Raw genomic sequence first — 19,144 nt, 5'->3', positions numbered from 1 at the left:
CTGCTCGATGCTCAACACTCTGGAAAACACCCCGCTGTGGGTTTATGCAATATTTCTGCTGCTCTGTTACTACGGCATCAAAGCCCTGTCCCCGACCCGTGAAAGCAAGTTTTCACTGCTGATCACACCGCCGATTTTGCTGGGCTGGTCGCTGTATTCGTTGAATCTGACACCCGACTTCTCACTCTCTATCAGTTGCTGGCTGGCTGCGGTGATCGTGGGCAGCGTCGTCGCACTGGTGATTTTTTCGCGCAAGGGTGTCGAGCTGGATCAAGCGCAAACCGGGTTGATCGTGCCGGGCACAGCAAAAACCCTGGTGCTTTACCTGCTGTTTTTCGCTGTTAACTATTACTTTGGCTACCAGGCCGAGGTTGATCCGCAGCATTCGGCCACGCTGCCGATGGTGTTGCTCAAGGCGTGTGCATCGGGCTTTTCGAGCGGTTTGTTCTGCGGACGCTCATTCCGGTTTTATCAAACGTTCCGCTCCCTGAAGCCCGCCATCCTGTAGGAGCCGGCTTGTTGGCGATGGCGGAGGGTCAGTCAATATTGGTATCGACTGACACGCCGCCATCGCCAGCAAGCCGGCTCCTACAAGGTGGTGTTATCCAGTTCTTTTGCCCGCTCGCCTGTTCACCCGTGACAACGCCGCGCAGGTCCAATAGATTAGGCGGCCTGAAAAAGCCCTGTGCTTTTTCGCCCCAATTCAAGTTAAAGAAGTAGTGAAATTTCAATGTCCGATTCCAATACCGCTGAATCCGTAGTCACCTTGTCGTCCAAAGCGGAATACGAAAACTCCATCAATCTTTCACAGCACGTGCCCCAGGCCAAGACCATCGCCGAGATGGTGCTGGACGCTTTCCAGTCCACCCGGGAAAGCGACCAGATCCGCGAGCTGCGCGCCGCGATTCGCCAGGCCCACGACCGCTTCGACGACGATAAAGCCTATGAATTGATGGGCGAACTCAAGCAACTCAAGGACGCCGAGGCGGCCGATATCGCGGCCCTTGAAGACCTGAGCAGCAAATTCTCGATCAGCCGGATCCTTTCCAGCTTCAAGGACGATCCTGCGTTTCAGGAGATCGTCTACGGTCTGGCCCTGAAAGTACTGAACCAGACGCATCAGGCCATCAGCAACCCAACCAGTGGCAAGAGCAAAACGGCCCGCGCCAAGAAAGATGTCGAAGTGTTCACCATCAGCAAGGACGGCATCAGCGTCACGCTGCCGCTGCGCACTCCGCGTTCGCGCCTCAACGTTGACCGTGAGGCCCTGGAGTTCCTCGGCTTTACCTTTGTCGGCGAAGGCGATGAAGCAGAGCTGGAAAGCGAATCGTTCCTGGACAGTAGCGGAACCGAACACGCCGTTAACCGCAAAAACATCATCACCGCGCTTCAGCAGCAAACCGCGTTCGATGGCTACAGCATCGCCGCGCAGTAACACTTCCCGCTCAGCAGCGCCTCAAGCGCCACTGACCTAAAAGCCCCGCCCTAGAGCGGGGCTTTTTATTGCCCGCGATTCCGGCAAAAGCGCGATTACTCTCTGTGTATCGACGCCAGAAAAAAACTTCCCTTAACCCTTGAGCACCACGGGTCCGCCTGCGGGGAACGTCAACTTTCTTTCCAGCCCAAGACCTCAGTGGTGCGATTGCTGAGGTCATCATGCACCCGACCCCCTTGTATCGTCAGTTAGCCAACCACTACCTCGACGCGATCCGCAGCGGCACCTTGAAAACCGGGGAACGCTTCCCCTCCATTCGGCTGATGATGGAAAAACACGCCGTCAGCCTGTCGACCGCGGTGCAGGTGTGCCGGGAGCTTGAGGACTATGGCGTCCTGGAAGCCCGTCCGCGTTCCGGCAACTACATTCGCCAGCCGGACACCTTGCCCAAACCGGTCGTGACCACAACGCCTGCGCCCCTTGATACCGAGGTCTATCTCGGCATTCACGAGCAAGTGTCATCGGTACTCAAGGCCAGCCAACGCGCGACGGTCAAGGTCAATTTCGCCAGTGCCTACTGCGCGCCGGAACTCTATCCGTTGAAGATTCTGCAAGACCATATGAGCAAGGCATTGCGTCAGGATCAGAAACTGCTGGGTGCGACAGGCCCGACCTGCGGCAACATCGAGTTGCGCAACATCCTTGCCCGGCGAGCGTTGACGGCAAAGGCCAACCTGAGCGCCGAGAAAATGGTGATCACCAACGGCGCGACCGAAGCGATCAACCTGGCCTTGCGTGCGGTGACCCACCCCGGCGACACCGTGGCCGTGGAATCCCCGACCTTTTACGGCCTGCTGCAAATTCTCGAAAGTTTGAACTTGCGAGTGCTCGAAGTCCCGGCAACGGCCCATTCGGGCATCAATCTGTTCGCGCTCGAACAGCTGTTGCAAGGCCCCGAACGGATTCGGGCGCTGATCGTCATTCCCAATCTGCAGAATCCGCTCGGCAGCATCATGCCCGACACCCACAAGGCGCGGCTGGTGCAATTGTGTGCCGAGCACGGCACCGTGCTGATCGAAGACGATACCTACGGCGACCTGGTGGACACCGAGCAGCCGTTATCCACGCTCAAACACTGGGATCGCACCGACAACGTCATCTACTGCGCGTCGCTGAACAAAACGCTGGCGCCGGGCATACGCCTGGGCTGGATCAGCGCCGGGCAGTGGCACGACCGCGTGGAAATGCTCAAACACACGCAGTCCCGAGGTTGTGAAGCGTTGTCGCAACTGGCGGTCAGTGCGTTCATGAAGACGCCGTCCTACGAACGTTACCTGCGCCGCTTGAGGAAAACGCTGACACAGCAGCGCCAACAGATGAGTGCGGCGATCACTCGCTATTTTCCACCGGGCACCCGCATCACCCATCCACGGGGCGGTACGTTGTTGTGGGTGGAACTGCCGGCTGAACAGGCGTCCATGGCGTTTTTTCATGCGGCGTTGAAGGTGGGCATCCAGATTTTGCCTGGGGATATCTTTTCCAACGCCCAGCGCTTCAGTCACTTTGTGCGGATCGGTTGTGGGGCGCCGTATTCGCCGAAGATTGATGAGGCGCTGGCGACCCTCGGCCAGCTCCTCAAAAACCAGAGCTGACGTATTTCCTGTAGGAGCGAGGCTTGCCCGCGAAGAACGATAATGCGGTCATTCAGGAGAACCGCGTTATCGTTCTTCGCGGGCAAGTCGGAACGCCGCACCGCTCGCTCCTACAGGGGGTTGGCGTGCAGGCAGATGATGTGCGGGTCATCGTTCCAATGCGGAAAGCGCTCGGCGATCAACGGGTCATGGCCGGGAATGACGTGGTCTTCGCCATCGGCCAAACGGTCGATTTCGATAAACGCTTCCAGCGTCTGCGCCAGATCATCAATGATCGGAAACGGACTGCGCTGGCGAATGTTCGCCCACAAATGCGCCGCATCCGACGCCAGAACAATCCACCCGCGTGCGGTGTTCACCCGCACCACCTGGCTACCCGGCGTATGGCCGCCCACCGGGTGCAGCGTCACGCCGGGAACCACCTCGACCGTGCCGGTATGCAAGCGCAAGCGTCCCTCGAACAGCGGTGGCAACGCCGACATCACATCCTCGACCTCGTAGGTTTTGTTCACCGTGCGATGGGCCATTTTCGGTCCGGTGCAGAAACGCAGCTCCGCTTCCTGCAAATGCACCGTGGCTTTCGGAAACAACCCCAGGTTGCCGGCGTGGTCCCAGTGCAAATGGGTGAGGATCAGGTTCTCGACCTGCCCCGGATCGATGTCCAGTTGACGTAGGGATTCTTCCGGCAGGCGGTACATCTGACGGTTGCGCCGATCCGCTGTCGCGGGTTGAAAGCACGTGTCGACCACAATCACCTGCTGCTCATTACGAATGACCCAGAAGTAGTAATCCAGCGGCATCGACGCATTCGGATCACCGCAGCAGGCGTCGTAAAGAAAGTTCTCCCGGGCAGTGCGCTGGGCATTGGCGCCGACTCGGATGGCGAACACTTCGTACACAGGAACGGACATATTCACCTCCCGATCAGGCCACTGCAGCGGTTTTGAGGGTCGGACGGAAGTCGAAATCGATCTCGTCGCTAATCCCCAGATCCTGCGCCAGACGATGCAGGCCGCTGTAGTCGCGCATGATCGTGGCGTTCTTGTTGCTCTCCCGGGTGTCGGCGATGATCAGCGCAGCGTCTTCGACGCCGAGCTGCGTCAGAATCGCCTCCCACATCGAGTAGTCCTGAGCGACAAAGGCACTCAGCGCCACCGACAACGTCTGTGCGAAAAATGCCCGTTGAGGCGGCTGCATGTTGGCGTACATGACCTTCGCCACTTCCGCGAGAATCTTGCTGTGGGCATATTCGTCGCGGTTGTGCAGTTCTGCCACGCGGCGGTTTTGCGGCTGAATGGTTTGATCGTCGGCCAACAGATCGAGGTACGCGTTGACGCTGATCTCGGCCACTACCGCGAAGGTGATCGCTGCCAGATCGCGCTGCCACTGCTCGGGCAATTCCTCACGCAGCGCGGCAAGACGCAGATAGGTCACCGACGGCGGCAGGTCCAGATCCTGATCAAGCGCTCGATCCTCTTTGGTCCGCTCAATGGCCCGCAGGTGCATGAGCGTGTGGTAGTGCTCGTCGATCAACGTCTGCTGCATCGCTTCGCGAAAATGCCAGTCGTTTTTGCCCAGGTACTGATTGGCGATGACGCTCAGCGCAGGGTTCACCACGTGCTCTTCAGCCGTGACCGTGCGCAGGTTGTAGCCGATCCAGCCCCAGGTCACCACGGTGCTTTTGAGCTCGTCGCTCAGGGCCTGGAATTTCGGGTGATGGAAAAACGGCACCATGCACTCCGGGTAATCCGGACGCGCCGGGTCGAACGTTTCGCTGCCCGAGGTCTTGTCCGGTGCGCACACCGTGGCCCTTTTGGTCCAGGCCTGATTGAGCCGCACGACCAGTTGATGATCGACCTTGGCGATCTCGATTGCTGTTTGCATGACGCGATACCTGTAAGACGCGTACCCGCCGAGGGGTACGCCGATGGAATGGTGGGCGACGGATGAATCAGGCCAGCCAGTAGCGGGTCAGGTTTCGCGCCGGGTCAGTGTATCGACTGCGGGCGTGGATCATTCGCCAATTGTCCCAAATCAGCATGCAGCCGTCGGGAATCAGCACCGGCGTGTTGTGCTGGATGAAGTATTCCTCGCCGAGCATCGCGAACCTGGCCAGTGGCGATGAGCTGTTCGTCACCTTCGATTGCTGCAGATCCTCCTCGGAAGGGTTCACATCGCCGTAGTGAAACTGGTTGTAGCTGAAGCGGAAAATGTCCCCGTCCTCTGTAGGCGTCAGGATGTATTCCTTGACCCGCGTTTGCGCCACTTCACCCGGTTTGGCGGTGGCCACGAACTCCACGGGTGTGTCGTCGATCCATTCGCGCAGCTCGGGCTCCGTGCGTTCGAGGAATGCCAGGAACTCGATCCCGTCGACCAACCCGGTATGCCCGCCACCGCACGTGGCCTGATGATGACAATGCAGCGCCAGATAACGCGGCGGTGGGCCGTAGACCGGCGCTTCGGTGTGCGGTCCGATGCCGTTCATGCTCTGGGAGTACGGCAACGCTTCGTACCCCGGTTTGCGGGTAATGGCGAAGGCCGTCTGCCCGTTGAATTGCGGAATGATCTGACCGAACGCCTGCAATGTGCCGACGACATCGTAGGCAAATTCGGCTGGGGTCAGTACCGTCCAGCCGCGGGACGACAATTCGTCATGGCGGTGGCCCAGTGAAACGTAAGGTGTAGACGCAACAATCCCTTGATCTGACATGGTGAAGTTCCTGGCGGTTTATCAGGCGTTAACGGTTGAGGTGTAAGCGGCAATGAATTCGCGGCAGGCGTTGCCTGGTCGGTAGCGCTGCTCGTCGATGCTCTGCACGGGGGTGATTTCGGCGGCGGTGCCCGTCAGAAAACACTCATCGAAATCGCCAAGCTCCGTAGGAAGAATGGTGCGCTCGACCACTTGGTAATCCAGCGCCCCGGCCAATTCGATAACGGTCTGGCGGGTGATCCCATTGAGGAAGCAATCAGGCAGCGGCGTGTGCAGCGTCCGGTCCTTGACGAAAAACACGTTGGCGCTGGTGGCTTCGGCGACGTGACCGCGCCAGTCGAGCATCAACGCGTCGTGAAAACCGTTGTTTTCCGCATCGTGCTTGCTGAGCGTGGCGATCTGGTAATGCCCGGACGCCTTGGCTTCGAACGGGCTGCTGCTGGGTGGCGGACGCCGCCACTGCGCGGTCTTCAAGCGAATGCCGCCCATGTGCCCCGCCGGGTCGAAGTAACTCGGCCATTGCCAGCAGGCGATCGCCACGTGCACGCGGTTGAAACGAGCCGAGGTCGAGATCATTTCACTGCCGCGCCACGCCACCGGCCGCAGATAACCGTCCACGACGTTGTTGCGTTGCAGCAGTTCATGACTGGCCGCTTCCAGTTCGGCCAGCTCATAGGGAATAGCGAAATCCATCAACTGTGCCGAGCGATACAGCCGCTCGCTGTGTTCGCGCAGCTTGAAGATCTTGCCGTTGTAGACGCGCTCCCCTTCGTACACCGTACTCGCGTAATGCAGGCCGTGACTCAGCACATGCAGTCGCGCCTGGGACCACTCGACGAACTCGCCGTCGAGCCAGATAAAACCTTCTCGCTGATCAAACGGAATACTGCTCATATCCTTATCTCCTGATGAATCGTCCTACGCCGTTTCGAGCAGGACCGGTATCAATTCGGGCACTGCCGCAGGCTCCGGCTGAAAGAAGAACGCACGTTCGCCAAACGCTGGCCGCAACTCATCGAACCAGGTCGCGTTCGGATCAAAGCGCGCATAGAACGTGCGCAATACCCATTGCGGGTCCCGAGCCTGGAGAAACTGCAGCACGAAGACTTTTTCCCCGGCCACGGTCTCGATGCCGTTGATCAATACCTTGCCGTAGAAGGTGCTCATGGACGGCCCGCGTACTGTGCGCGCCAGCCCGGACACCGTGCGGTAAGCCGCCTGGAAGATCTCGAACGCCCGCGCCAGCGGCATCGCAAAGTAGTGGCTGGGCCCGGTATCGCGCTCGACGAACATGTAATAAGGCACCGCTCCCAGCCGCACGCCTTCAGTCCACAATTCGGCCCAATCGCCGGGGTTTTCGTTGATGTGGCGGATCACCGGCGCCTGCATGCGCAACGTCGCGCCGGTGGAACGAATGCGTTCGACAGCCTGCCGGGCAATGTCCTGGCGAATCTCGACCGGGTGGTTGTAGTGCCCCATGACCGACAGGTTTTTCCCGGCCGCAACGATGCGCCTGAACAGATCCAGCAGCTCCGGCGCATCCTTGTCGCTGACAAACCGCTGCGGCCAATACGCCACGGACTTGGTGCCGATGCGGATGCTTTTGAGGTGCGGCAGCGCCAGCAGCGGCTCGATGTAACCGGCCAGAGAACGGGTGTTCATGATCATCGGATCGCCACCGGTGATCAGCACATCCGTCACTTCAGTGTGCACCCGCAAGTAATTCACCAGCTCCTGGGACTCACGCGCGTTGAACTTGAGCTCTTCTTCGCCGATGAACTGCGCCCAGCGGAAACAGAACGTGCAGTAGGCGTGACACGTCTGACCTGCACCGGGGAAAAACAGCACGGTCTCGCGGTACTTGTGCTGAATGCCCGGCAGGACTTTTCCGTCGAGGGTCGCGCCGTTGTGCGTCAGCTGCCCGGCCGGATGCGGGTTCATGCGCAACCAGATTGCCTCGATCCGTCGCTTGATGGCGACGGCATCATCCCGTTCGATCAGTTGCTTGAGCGACGCGTATTCGTCCGGCAGCAGCATGTCCTTGTGGGGAAAGGTCATGCGAAAAATCGGATCGTCCGGAATGTTGTTCCAGTCGATCAACGTGCCCAGCACATATTCATTGGTGCGAAACGGCATGACCCTGGCCACCACGTTCATGGCTTCCTGCAACGCTGGCGTCAGTTTTTGCCAGTACGGCGTGTCGCGAATGGTGCGTGAGTTGTAGGGTTTGTATCTTTCCAGCTCCGACGGTCCCTGCATGGCAGCGCTCCTGGTGATTGCCTGGCGTTAGTTACTGGATGGCCGGCGCTGCGCGCTCTATGTCCATCCATGCCCGAACGCTGTCGCGATCCCACTGCCGACGCACATAGGCCGCGAGCCGCTGAGGAACGCGGTCGCCATTGGCAAGCAGTCGATTGAGCATGATTGCCAGGTCGGTGTCGGCAATGCTCCAGTCACCGAACAGGTGATCGGCGCCCTCCTCCAGCAACCGATCCGCGACGAAGAACAGCCTTGCGACAGCGGCCTGGGCTTCGTCCGACAACGGGGTTTCTTTCTTGCCGAAGTAGATGAGGTCCGCCGGGCGCTCTTTGCGAATCACCAACAAATCACTGCGCAGCCAGGCCTGGAGTTGACGAGCGCGAGCGCGCTGTTTGATGTCGAGCGGGAACAGTTTTTTATGCCCCGGCGCTATCTCTTCCAGGTATTCAGCAATGGCCGAAGATTCCGACAGTGCAAAACCATCATGAACCAGCGTGGGAATCTTGCACGTCAGCGATACATCACGATAACTCGCCAGGTAGTTATCACGCGCCTTTAAATCAACCTTAACAAGTTCAAATGAAAGTTGCTTTTCTTTCAGCGCGACAAATGCCGACATTGCAAAAGCACTGACAAAATCTGCGCCAACATACAGTTTCAGCTTCGTACTATCCATAGAACGCTCCCTTGCACTAACCACAATAATCCGTTGCATTGGAATCGATCGTAGTTAGTTGGCCAGGTGCTGAACAGATACAGAAATTATCTGTTTCTACGGATACAGAAAGTCAAAACAGCCATGGCCTGCCTAGGTAGCAGAAATGAAAAAGGGAGCCTGCGCATGCGGACTCCCTGATGGGCAAAACGGGAAGATTGAGCGTGTCAGACCGTGGCGTCTGCAGCATTGGAGAGCAACGCCATCTGGGGCATGTTGCTCATGTTCAGCATGGCCAGCGGCTCAGTGGCGCTGGTGTTGACGAAGCCGTGCCGGGTCCAGGCCGGTACCAGCAACACGTCGCCGGGGCTGATGTTCACTGCATCGGCATCGCCAAGGGTCAAGGTGCCGCTGCCGGACTGAATGATGAACAGGTGCCACCACGAATGGGCATGACCGTTCAGTTCGGTGCCGGGGTTCAACCATTGCATCGACACCGCCATCCCTGGCGTCAACTTGCAACCTTCGCTGCTGTCATGGTGGGCCAGCGCGACAATATCGACCTCGCTGGCCGCAAGGCTCTGGCGCATATCGGTAAGTTCATCGCCCTTCCACACCCGTGCACTCACCGGTGGACGGGTTAAACTCTGGCGAAAGTCCTTATATGAAAAAAAACCACCTTGAATGTTATTCATCCGTAAACACCGAGTTATGAGCAACTTAAGTGACCAGACACTAGGCGAACAATTGATCACTGTAAAGTCGGCGGACTAACACTCACAAAACCGAAGGCCGAAGCGCGACAATCATGTCAACTTCTACGGCGGCATTTTTCGGTAACTGATAAACGCCGACAGTGGTTCGAGTATGTTTGCCCGCATCGCCCAGCACATGGCTGAAGACATCCGATGCACCGTTGGCAACTTCGCTGAGGTCAACAAAGTCCGCCGTGGACTTCACGTAAACCGTGATACGTATCAGCGACTTTATTTTGTCCAGCGAGCCGATGGCATCAACGATCAAGGCCAGCCCGCGCATGGCACTGATACTGGCGGCCGCTTGTGCATCGGCCAGGCTGAGCTCCAGCCCCACTCTGCCGGGGTAGCGGATTTCGCCGGTCATGCGCGGCACCAGGCCGCTGAGATAGAGCTCATCGTGATGCCGAATCAGCGGCGCGTAATGACCACCCGCGGTGTTTTCGCCGTAGATGTCATAGTCCAGCTCTTTCGCCAGGGCTATAAAGCGCTCATCACAGGTCATTTTTTGCTCGATCATTGAAACAATCCTCTCAACTCAAAAATACCAAAACGCAGATCCAGGAGACTCAACCCGCGGCTCTCGCCGGGGCTGCCAGGCTAGTGACCTCGACACGTGATTCGATCGCGTCAGCCAGGCGCAGCAGGTTGTCGCTGAGCTGTGCGTAGTCTTCGCTGAACAACACGATGTGGCCGATAAACGAAGTGTTGTCCTTCACCAGTGCGGTGACCGAATCACTGAGGCGTTTGGTGTAAACGGCTTCTACCAGCTCGATGTTCAGGTCCCGGGCCAGGGACTCGATGTCCGGCACGTAGCGCAGCAGTCCGCCGGCCGGCGCCCGGACCAGACGGATGCCGCAATAGCCCCGAGCGACGGGATCGCGCGGGTCGGTCTTGCCTTCCACCGCCCACCTGACCCAGCGCTCCCACGGATCGAAATCGACGAACGCCAGGCGGGCCAGGTCCCAGATGTGCATGCCGCCGGGGCGCATGTTGGTTTCCACCGCCGACGTCAGGCCGTCGCTGCGCAGGAACACCTCGTTGTGGTACGCGCCGTTAGCCTGCGAGACCAACCCGGACATGTGTCGACCGGCAGCTGCCAGTCTGGCTTGCACATCTGCCGCCAGCGGTGCCGGCACCACTTGCTGAATTTCCGCGCGATAGGCGCCTTCGGTGGTGGTTTTCTCCGTGACCCACGTGCTGCCCGCAACGTAATCCCAGCTGTATTCCCGGGCGTTCTGAATCAGTTCTTCAAGGACGATGCCGCCCTCGCGATACGGCTTGAGTGCCTGCCACGCCTCGTCGCATTCGGACGGATGATGGATGACCCGGCAGCCCCTGCTTGCCCCTTCGCAGGCAGGTTTGATGAAGGCTTTGCCGCCCAGTTCGACGACCCGCTGACGCAGCTCGGCGAGGCTTTCGATGCGCACGGAAAACACCGGACGATAATCTTCCGGCGACTGCTCGGCCGCCGCTTCCAGCTTGCGAAAGATTGGTTTATCCAACCCCGCACGCGCCTCGGCCGGGGTGATGCCGGGCAAGCCGTAATGGCTCGCCAGCGCCGCGCCGAGCAGCACGCCACGGTCGGAAAACGGCAGCACGCCGATCAGTTTCCAGTGATCGGCACTCAAGCAACCCGCCACCAGTTCCAGGGATTCGGTGACGTCTTCCGGCGCCAGGGACGTGCTGCAGACGTGATCGGCCACCTGGTCGTCATCGGGCTGAATCTTCTCGACCAGCAGGATCAACCGGGCGTTGTAGAGCGTTTTGCAGAGTTCGCGCAGTTTCTGGATGTCGTGAACCCGATTGCCGTTGTACCCGACCACCACTACGCATGACGTCGTATTCATGAAGCCTCCGACCTGTGGAGTAAAAAACGCAAACGCGGTGACTCAGTCGTGCAGCGACGCGTTGGATCTACGGTTGAGCCAGTACCAGGCGAGGATGCCTCCCGCGCCGATGGCAGCCAGCACCAGGGCGCTATAGGGCGGCGGCATGACCCGCATGATCAGCACCGTCAGGCCGGCACCGACGCCCAGGGACACTTCCTTGACGAACATGTTGTTTTGTTTGACGGAGAAGTAATCGAGGTAGCTGAACGCACACTCGGCGATGGACAGCAGCGCCACCCAGATCAACGCGCCCACGAGGGTTTCGACGTGGAATGCACCCGGCGACGAGAGCACCGCGAAGCCGCCGATGATGATCCCGATGACAGCGACCACTTTGAAGCGGCCGGTGCGCTCGATCAGCTTCATCACCGGCACCTGGGCAAAGACCACCACGGCGCTGTTGAGGATCAGCATCAGGCCATACCAGGCCGGCAGTTCGCCGGTTTCGAGCAGGATTGCCTGGGGCAGGATCGAAAACACGCCAAACAGCTTGATGCCCATGATGATGCCGGCGATCACCCATGGCAGTTTGTTGCGCCAGCCGCTGCCGTCATGAGTGACCGGGCTGGCCACCACCGGTTGGGAGGTAAAAGTCGCGCCCATGGCGATGGGCAGGCACAGCAGGACGAAACCCGCCGCGCCGAGGAAAAACAGGGTCGGGGTCAGCAGCGGCGAGAGCAGGATCAGCCCCGCCACCAGACTGCCCATGTTCATGGCGACGCGGTTGTAGGCCGCGCCCTCCTTGGTCTGGGCGGCTTCGCTCTTGATCAGGTAACCGGCAATCGCAATGCCGTAGGCGAACAACGCGGCGGCGAACATCACCATGCCCTGGTTGCTGGTGACCGCCAGCAACACCAGCCCGAGGGCGGCGCACAACAACGTGACGCTCAGGGAGCGGCGACCCAGCACCAATAACGTCAGCGGCAGCAGCAACAGCAACGCCCGATAACCGAGGGCGAGGATGCTGTTGGTGGCGGTGTCGAGCCAGACGTTGGCCTTGCCCAGCACGGCAAACAGCGACACGGCGGTGATGATCCGGATCGTGAACAGGCGAATATTGATCACCGGTTTAGCGACGGCGACCGTTGTTTGAACACTCATGCAACACCTCTGGAACCAGCGATTGTTCAGGCGTTCAGCGCGAACAATCAGGAAAGTCTGTAAGGTGATGGTAGAGAGAGTCGCTTGTTTTCATCAGAGCAAGTTCGTATAGAATCAAACGAACTTTACTGCCGGAGAGACCAGTAAAATGCAGGTTCAGCGTGCAGTGATCGCCGCCATCGAGTTCCAGCCGGGTGTGCCGCTGGTCCAGCAGATTGTCGATCAATTGTCGGTAGCGATCAGCCAGGGCGGGCTGCCTCACGGCTCGCGGCTGCCGCCGATTCGCGAACTTTCCGAGTTGATGAACGTGGGCAAGTCCACGGTGGTGGATGCGCTGGACCGCTTGCGCGCCAAGGGTCTGGTGGTTTCACGCCAGGGGTCGGGGCATTACGTGCACCGCTCCAGCGCCACGCTCAAGACCGATGCCGGCCCGGACCTGCAACCTCAAGACACCCTCAGCGTGGTCCGCCGCGCGGTGCTGCAGGACAACGGCTCGCTGCGCCCCGGTGCGGGTTTTCTGCCGTCCTCGTGGCTACCGGCGGACGAATTGCTCAAAGCCGTGCGTGGCACGCTGCGCGCAACGTCCCTGCGCATGGGCGAATACGGCGTCGCCGCCGGTTACCTGCCGCTGCGCGAAGCGTTGCGGGTCAAACTGGCGACCCTGGGCATCGAAGTACCGGTGGACCAGATCATCACCACGGCCAACACCGTACAGGCCATCGACATGCTGATGCGCCTGCTGGTTAAACCCGGCGACACGGTGCTGCTCGACGATCCGTGTTACTTCACCATGCACACCAACCTGGCCCTGCATGGCGCCCGGGTCATCACCATCCCCCGTGGCGCGGACGGCATGGACCTGGACGCCTTCGAGCAATTGCTGATTGTCCATCGGCCCGTGCTCTACATGACCAATAACACCCTGCACAATCCGACCGGACACTCGTTCTCCCCGGCGCAGGTCTATCGCTTGCTGGAGCTGAGCCACCGCTACGGTTTTCACATCCTCGAAGACGATTTGTATTGCGACATGCAGCAACGAACGACCCCGCGCCTGGCAGCGGGCGGGCTGGACAATGTCAGTTACGTCTCCGGTTTCTCCAAGACCCTGACGGCGAACAGTCGGGTCAGCTATGCCGTACTTTCGCCGCAACTGGCGGCACGGATGGTCACCCTGAAAATGGCTTGCGGTGGCATGACGTCGGAACTGGCGGAGCAGATTATCTGCACGATGCTCAGCGACGGCAGCTACGCCAAACACACCCGGCGCACGGTGGATCGGCTTTACGAGGCGAGCAGTCGGGTGAGCAGTTGGCTGATGGAAGCCGGTTGCTCGGTGTCATCGCTGCCCCATGAAGGGTTGTTTATCTGGACGCGATTGCCCGAAGGGCATCATGCCGAAACGCTGGCGAGGAAAGGCCTGGACATCGACCTGGTGCTGGCGCCCGGCACGCTGCTCAGCAAAGCGCCGGATGCCAGTCACTTCCTGCGTTTCAACGTGGCGCACAGTGACAACGTTCAGGTGCGGGAGCGGTTTTTTCGGTTGCTCGACACACCCAGTAAATAACTGACCGTCGCCATCCTGTAGGAGCGAGCGGTGCGGCGACCCGACTTGCCCGCGAAGAACGATAACGCGGTGTATCAGCCAGACCGCGTTATCGTTCTTCGCGGGCAAGCCTCGCTCCTACAAGGGTCTGTATGTGGAGCAACGCCGATCCATTGTAGGAGCAAGCTTGCTCGCGATAGGGGCAACTCGGTCCACCAGAATACGGGCAACAAAAAACCCCGCACCTTCTCTCAAAGGGCGGGGTTTTTCTTTACAGCATCCGACGCTTAAGGCGCGTACGTCAGCAACAGCTCGGTCGGCACTTTGAAGTCCAGGGGCATCATCACGCTCAACGCGATAACGATCAGCTCGCGTGCCCAGACCGTGTCATCCACTGCCTGGTAGCCGGTCCAGAGCAATTACAAACCGCTCCCGATTAGTCTCACGATGTTCGGCATCGTAACTACACTTCTCTCTCCACCCATGGAGATGACCTCCAATGCCTTCAAGCATTCATCGGTTTACGCCTACCCTGACCGTCATTGATCCCCGTCGATTGCTGATGGCGACTGTGGACTATCACCGAATGAAGGTGGACGAACCCACGCAGGCGCGAACTGAACGGCAAGTTCACGATGCTGCGGGAAGAGTACGCGCGCAATGGGACGCGCGGTTATGGGCGTTGGGGGGTGAGTCCGAGGTTCCCAACCAGCGAAAAACCCACAGCCTGTCCGGGCAGGTTTTGAGCCTCGAAAGTGTAGATGCCGGATGGCGCGTCAGCCTTCTCGGCACCGACGCTCAATTACTGGAAAATTGGGATGGACGGAGCACGTGCCGGCAGACTACTTACGATTCCCATCTGCGCGCGGTCACTGTGCATGAGCACTTGCTGGACGACGTCCCGGCGTGCGTCGAGCGCTTCACTTATGGCATTCCGGCAGACACGGGTAACCGCTGCGGCCGGCTGATCCGTCACGATGACCCCGCCGGCACCCAGGTGTTCGTCGACTATGGTGTGTTGGGGCAGGCAGTTGCGCAGACCCAGCAGTTCCTGAAAGACCTGGCACCGCCTAACTGGCCCGCCTTGCTGCAGGAGCGCGACGTGTTGTTAGAGGTGGGCGCCCCGTATCTCACGCGTTGGCGCCACGATGCAGTGGGCGCGGTCATCAGACAAATCGATGCGGTAGGTAACGAGCAGCTCAACCGATACAACATTGCAGGCCAACTGGCCCTCTCCAGCCTCACCCCAGAGGGAGAGGCCAAGCAAGTGGTGGTGGCCGATATCCGTTACAACGCATCAGGCCAGATGGAATCCCAGACAGCAGGCAACCGGGTCACCAGCCAAGCGACCTATGCGGCGGACAACGGTCGCCTTTTACGCTTGCATGCGGCCCGACCCGATAAGGTGCTTCAAGACCTGCACTTCGTTCAGGATCCGGTGGGGAACGTGTTGAGCGTTGAAGATCAGGCGCAGCCGACCCAATGGTTTGACAGTCAACAGATCGATCCCGTGAGCACTTACCGTTACGACACGTTGAACCATCTGATTCAGGCAACGGGCCGGGAAAGCGTGTTGGCTGCGATCCAGCCGGGTTTACCCGAACTGGTCGTGCCGGGCTCAGGCGACGCAAGCCGGCTGCGCAACTACAAACAGAGCTACACCTATGATGCTGCCGGGAACTTGCTCACGCTCAAACATGGCGAAGCCCCGCTGCGAACAATGAAGGTGGCCCTGCGCAGCAACCGCAGTCTGTACATGGTCGATGAGGCGAACCCGCCAGATCTGGACAAGGGCTTTGATGCGAACGGCAATATGCTCCTGCTGGATGGGGCACAGACCATGGCGTGGGACGCGCGCAATCAGCTGCAACGCGTTACCCAAGTGGTACGCAATGACGGTGCCAATGACGACGAAGTGTATATCTACCATGGCGACGGGCAGCGTGCCCGCAAGGTAAGCGTTCAACAGGCCAAGGCCGTCGAACATGTGGCTCAGGTTCTTTACCTGCCGGGGTTGGAGATCCGTCGCGACACGGCCAAGGGTGAGGAGTTGTACGTGGCGACCGTGCAGGCCGGGCGCAGCCGGATGAGACGACTGCACTGGCGGGCGAACGGTCGCAAAGCATTGCCTGTTACGCAGTCGCGCTACAACGTCGATGACCACCTGGGTAGCTGCGCGCTGGAACTTGATGAGCAAGGTGAGGTGATCAGCCATGAGGGTTATTACCCCTTTGGCGGCAGCGCGTGGTGGGCGGCAAAAAGCCAGGCCCACGCCAATGGCAAGACAATCCGTTACTCCGGTAAGGAGCGCGATGCGACAGGGCTTTATTACTACGGTTTGCGCTACTACGCGCCGTGGCTCAATCGCTGGATCAATCCGGACCCGGCAGGTGATGTTGATGGGCTGAACTTGTATCGGATGGTCAGGAACAATCCGCTGCGGTTTCGGGATGGGGATGGCAGGCTGCCGGAAGACGTTGATGATTATTCTGAAGATTCCCCCAGCGCAGGAGTGCCGGGTTATCAACAGAACCCAAAGGCATTCAGGCGGCGAGATTTGGATGAGCATACTGCCGCAGCAAGCCAGAAGGTTGTGGTGAGCACTCTCTCACACACTGTGTATCGAGAGCACAGCATTGTGTCGACTTACACGGATTCGTCCATACCCAGAAAGTATCGTTTCAAAAATGAATATTTACCGGGCCGTTGGAGAATTATGGAAGTTTTCCGCGCGCCAGTAATGAATGGACCGAACGCTACTGATGTGACATGGCATCAATATGAACAGGTTTCAAGGCAGAACAATTTTTACGGCGTCTTGCCGAAAGTCATTGTGCACTGGGAAGTTATCAATATTGAGGCGTTACGTGCTACCCAAGCACCGGAAGGAATGCTTGAACGATTTTTGGCTAGCGAAGGTAATGGCAGGTTTACACAGCGTGTAATGAATGCGTTCGGCCTGCGCGCAACCGGAATTGAGAGAAGAGAAGTCCATGATTACCGCAAAGGAGCAGATATCAACATCATTGCTGTGCATGTCGAACCTATTCCTCAACCCAGGAGCCCGTCCCTGGAGGCCTTGACCAGAGAGGTCGAACGAGACTTGCGTCGAATGAGTCGCAACCCGGTATCCCGGGTCGCTCATAGCGTCTGGCGAAGTTTGAAACGAACCGCCCTGCGTTCCCCCTCCCGTCAAGTCTTGAGTTGATCTGCAGCCAACAAAAAACCCCGCACCTTCTCTCAAAGGGCGGGGTTTTTCTTTACAGCATCCAACGCTTAAGGCGCGTACGTCAGCAACAGCTCGGTCGGCACTTTGAAGTCCAGGGACATCATCACGCTCAACGCGGTAATGGTGAAGATCGAGAACACGAACAGCTTGCGTGCCCAGACCGTGTCATCCACTGCCTTGTAGCCGGTCCAGGCCATGTACAACCAGTACATGCCCATGGCCGCGGCGACGGCGAGGTAGCTCATGCCGGCGTAACCGCTGAAGGTCAGCATCAAGGTCGCCACGAGGAAGGCCAGGATGTAGATCAGGATGTGCTTCTTGGCCACTTGAATCCCGCGCTTCACGGGCAGCACCGGAATCGATGCGGCCAGGTAATCGTTGAAGCGGAAGATCGCGATGGCGTAGGAATGCGGCATCTGCCACAGGCTGAACATCACCAGCAGCGTCAGTGCAGCCATGTCGAAGGTGTTGCTCACCGCGACATAGCCGATCACCGGCGGCATCGCGCCCGACAGACTGCCCACCAGCGTGCCGTGAACCGACTTGCGCTTGAGGTACAGGCTGTAGAAGCCGACGTAGATGACGAAACCGATCACGGCGAACAGCGCAGCCAACGGATTGGCCACCTTGTACAGCAACGCAACGCCGGCAACACCCAGGACGGTCGCGAAGGCCAGGGCCAGTTTCAGGGAGACAAAGCCCTGAACCAGCGCCCGGTTCTTGGTGCGTTCCATCTTGATGTCGATGTCGCGGTCGATGCAGTTGTTGAACACGCAACCGGATGCCACCACCAGGGAAGTGCCGATCATGGCGGCCAGGAAGATGGCCAGATCGACATGCCCTTTCGAGGCCAGGAAAAATCCGCCTGCCACTGAAAGCACGTTACCGAAAATGATCCCCGGTTTGGTGATTTGGATAAAGTGCTTCAAGGACATCCGGATTTACCTCAGTGCGCCATCATGTTGGTGTGGATGCTGAACATGATCCACAGCGACAGGCCAACCAGCAGGACGATCACGATCGCGGCGAACACAAACGCAATCACGTTGTTACGCTGCGCGGCCGAACGGTCCAGGTGGAGGAAGTACACCAGGTGCACCAGCACCTGGATCACTGCGAAGGCCAGTACGATCCACAGGGTCAAGGCTTTCGGCAGCGATGGGTACATCACCAGGCCGAAAGGAATGACGGTCAGGATGACCGACAGGATGAAACCGATAGCGTAGGACTTGACGCTGCCGTGGCCGGCGTCGTGGCTATCGTGGGAATGAGCGTTAGCCATTTACATAGTCCCCATCAGATAAACAACGGTGAATACGCAGATCCACACCACGTCCAGGAAGTGCCAGAACAGGCTCAGGCAGCTCAGACGGGTCTTGTTGGTCGCCGTCAGGCCGTTTTTCTGCACCTGGTACATCATGATCGCCATCCAGATCAGACCGCTGGTCACGTGCAGACCGTGGGTGCCGACCAGGGTGAAGAACCCGGACAGGAAGCCGCTGCGGCTAGGACCGAAGCCCTCGGAGATCAACACGTGGAACTCGTTGATTTCCATGCCGATGAAGCCGGCGCCGAACAGGAAGGTCATGGCCAGCCAGCCCAGGACCTGGTTCTTCTTGCCCTTGAACAACGCCAGCATGGCGAAGCCGTAGGTGATCGAACTGAACAGCAGCAGAGCGGTTTCGCCCAGCACGTATGGCAGTTCGAAGATGTCGTGGCCCGACGGGCCACCCGCTACGTTGTTAACCAGTACCGCGTACGCCGCGAAGATCGATGCAAACAGGATGCAGTCGGTCATCAGGTAGAGCCAGAAACCGAATACGGTCATCTCGCCCGAGTCGTGGTGATGGTCATCGTGCCCATGTCCATCGACATGGGTGTGTCCAGCATTGGTCACTAAGTTCGACATG

General features: G+C 59.0%; 19 protein-coding genes and 1 pseudogene. 5 read left to right on the top strand and 15 right to left on the bottom strand.

Annotated features, from left to right (window positions below):
* Positions 1–7: 7 nt before the first annotated feature.
* Positions 8–508, top strand: a complete 501-nt coding sequence (locus IB246_RS19475) for a DUF6622 family protein (protein WP_008036634.1) — start codon at positions 8–10, stop codon at positions 506–508.
* A gap of 28 nt (positions 509–536) precedes the next feature.
* Here IB246_RS19475 and IB246_RS19470 read toward each other — a convergent pair whose 3' ends face one another.
* Positions 537–731, bottom strand: coding sequence for a hypothetical protein (locus IB246_RS19470; RefSeq protein ID WP_157222794.1), 195 nt, complete (start codon positions 729–731; stop codon positions 537–539).
* Here IB246_RS19470 and IB246_RS19465 point away from each other — a divergent pair.
* Together IB246_RS19465 and IB246_RS19460 are read left to right on the top strand one after the other, a co-directional pair.
* Positions 731–1,435: a hypothetical protein gene (locus IB246_RS19465; protein ID WP_008025424.1), complete on the top strand. Its 705-nt coding sequence runs from the start codon at positions 731–733 to the stop codon at positions 1,433–1,435. The genes IB246_RS19470 and IB246_RS19465 overlap by 1 nt on opposite strands.
* Before the next feature lie 221 nt (positions 1,436–1,656).
* Positions 1,657–3,087, top strand: coding sequence for a PLP-dependent aminotransferase family protein (locus IB246_RS19460; RefSeq protein WP_008045179.1), 1,431 nt, complete (start codon positions 1,657–1,659; stop codon positions 3,085–3,087).
* Between the two features lie 110 nt (positions 3,088–3,197).
* On the opposite strand, the gene IB246_RS19455 is transcribed toward IB246_RS19460, so the two are convergent.
* From IB246_RS19455 to IB246_RS19410, 10 genes are all read right to left on the bottom strand, one after another.
* Positions 3,198–3,998, bottom strand: a complete 801-nt coding sequence (locus IB246_RS19455) for an N-acyl homoserine lactonase family protein (RefSeq protein ID WP_008045177.1) — start codon at positions 3,996–3,998, stop codon at positions 3,198–3,200.
* Between the two features lie 13 nt (positions 3,999–4,011).
* The gene (locus IB246_RS19450) at positions 4,012–4,971 is read right to left on the bottom strand and encodes a diiron oxygenase (RefSeq protein ID WP_008045175.1); all 960 of its coding nucleotides are present in this window, start codon (positions 4,969–4,971) and stop codon (positions 4,012–4,014) included.
* A gap of 67 nt (positions 4,972–5,038) precedes the next feature.
* On the bottom strand, positions 5,039–5,797 hold the full coding sequence (locus tag IB246_RS19445) for a TauD/TfdA family dioxygenase (protein ID WP_008025417.1): 759 nt from the start codon (positions 5,795–5,797) through the stop codon (positions 5,039–5,041).
* Between the two features lie 21 nt (positions 5,798–5,818).
* Complete coding sequence (locus IB246_RS19440) at positions 5,819–6,691, bottom strand: branched-chain amino acid aminotransferase (RefSeq protein ID WP_008045173.1); 873 nt, start codon at positions 6,689–6,691, stop codon at positions 5,819–5,821.
* 24 nt (positions 6,692–6,715) lie between these two features.
* The gene (locus IB246_RS19435) at positions 6,716–8,056 is read right to left on the bottom strand and encodes a KamA family radical SAM protein (RefSeq protein ID WP_008045171.1); all 1,341 of its coding nucleotides are present in this window, start codon (positions 8,054–8,056) and stop codon (positions 6,716–6,718) included.
* Between the two features lie 31 nt (positions 8,057–8,087).
* On the bottom strand, positions 8,088–8,732 hold the full coding sequence (yfcF, locus tag IB246_RS19430; protein ID WP_008025411.1) for a glutathione transferase: 645 nt from the start codon (positions 8,730–8,732) through the stop codon (positions 8,088–8,090).
* 206 nt (positions 8,733–8,938) lie between these two features.
* Positions 8,939–9,406, bottom strand: coding sequence for a cupin domain-containing protein (locus IB246_RS19425; RefSeq protein ID WP_008045169.1), 468 nt, complete (start codon positions 9,404–9,406; stop codon positions 8,939–8,941).
* Between the two features lie 82 nt (positions 9,407–9,488).
* Complete coding sequence (locus IB246_RS19420) at positions 9,489–9,986, bottom strand: RidA family protein (protein ID WP_008025407.1); 498 nt, start codon at positions 9,984–9,986, stop codon at positions 9,489–9,491.
* A 49-nt stretch (positions 9,987–10,035) separates the two neighbouring features.
* Positions 10,036–11,316, bottom strand: coding sequence for a biotin carboxylase (locus IB246_RS19415; protein WP_192230122.1), 1,281 nt, complete (start codon positions 11,314–11,316; stop codon positions 10,036–10,038).
* Positions 11,317–11,358: 42 nt separating this feature from the next.
* Positions 11,359–12,459, bottom strand: a complete 1,101-nt coding sequence (locus IB246_RS19410) for a hypothetical protein (protein ID WP_008043746.1) — start codon at positions 12,457–12,459, stop codon at positions 11,359–11,361.
* 148 nt (positions 12,460–12,607) lie between these two features.
* Here IB246_RS19410 and IB246_RS19405 point away from each other — a divergent pair, with 148 nt between their 5' ends.
* On the top strand, positions 12,608–14,026 hold the full coding sequence (locus tag IB246_RS19405) for a PLP-dependent aminotransferase family protein (protein ID WP_008025402.1): 1,419 nt from the start codon (positions 12,608–12,610) through the stop codon (positions 14,024–14,026).
* 266 nt (positions 14,027–14,292) lie between these two features.
* Here the strand turns inward: IB246_RS19405 and IB246_RS19400 are convergent.
* Positions 14,293–14,424 (bottom strand): annotated as a pseudogene (locus tag IB246_RS19400) (protoheme IX farnesyltransferase); the annotation flags it as partial.
* Between the two features lie 80 nt (positions 14,425–14,504).
* Here IB246_RS19400 and IB246_RS19395 point away from each other — a divergent pair.
* Positions 14,505–17,213, top strand: a complete 2,709-nt coding sequence (locus tag IB246_RS19395) for an RHS repeat domain-containing protein (RefSeq protein ID WP_008044530.1) — start codon at positions 14,505–14,507, stop codon at positions 17,211–17,213.
* Between the two features lie 68 nt (positions 17,214–17,281).
* Here IB246_RS19395 and cyoE read toward each other — a convergent pair whose 3' ends face one another.
* The 3 genes from cyoE to IB246_RS19380 are packed head-to-tail and all read right to left on the bottom strand — an operon-like array spanning position 17,282 to position 19,143.
* A complete protein-coding gene (cyoE, locus tag IB246_RS19390) occupies positions 17,282–18,169 on the bottom strand; it encodes a heme o synthase (protein ID WP_008025400.1) in 888 nt (295 codons plus the stop codon).
* An 11-nt stretch (positions 18,170–18,180) separates the two neighbouring features.
* The gene (cyoD, locus tag IB246_RS19385; protein WP_008025399.1) at positions 18,181–18,516 is read right to left on the bottom strand and encodes a cytochrome o ubiquinol oxidase subunit IV; all 336 of its coding nucleotides are present in this window, start codon (positions 18,514–18,516) and stop codon (positions 18,181–18,183) included.
* Entirely contained in the window at positions 18,517–19,143 is a 627-nt protein-coding gene (locus IB246_RS19380) for a cytochrome o ubiquinol oxidase subunit III (protein WP_008044529.1), read from the bottom strand. It abuts the gene before it with no gap.
* Between the last annotated feature and the right edge of the window lies 1 nt (position 19,144).

The organism is Pseudomonas sp. PDM01, from assembly GCF_014852325.1.
Lineage (GTDB): Bacteria > Pseudomonadota > Gammaproteobacteria > Pseudomonadales > Pseudomonadaceae > Aquipseudomonas > Aquipseudomonas migulae.
Note: the sequence above shows the minus strand (reverse complement) of the source record. Positions and strands in the feature narration are given on the sequence as shown.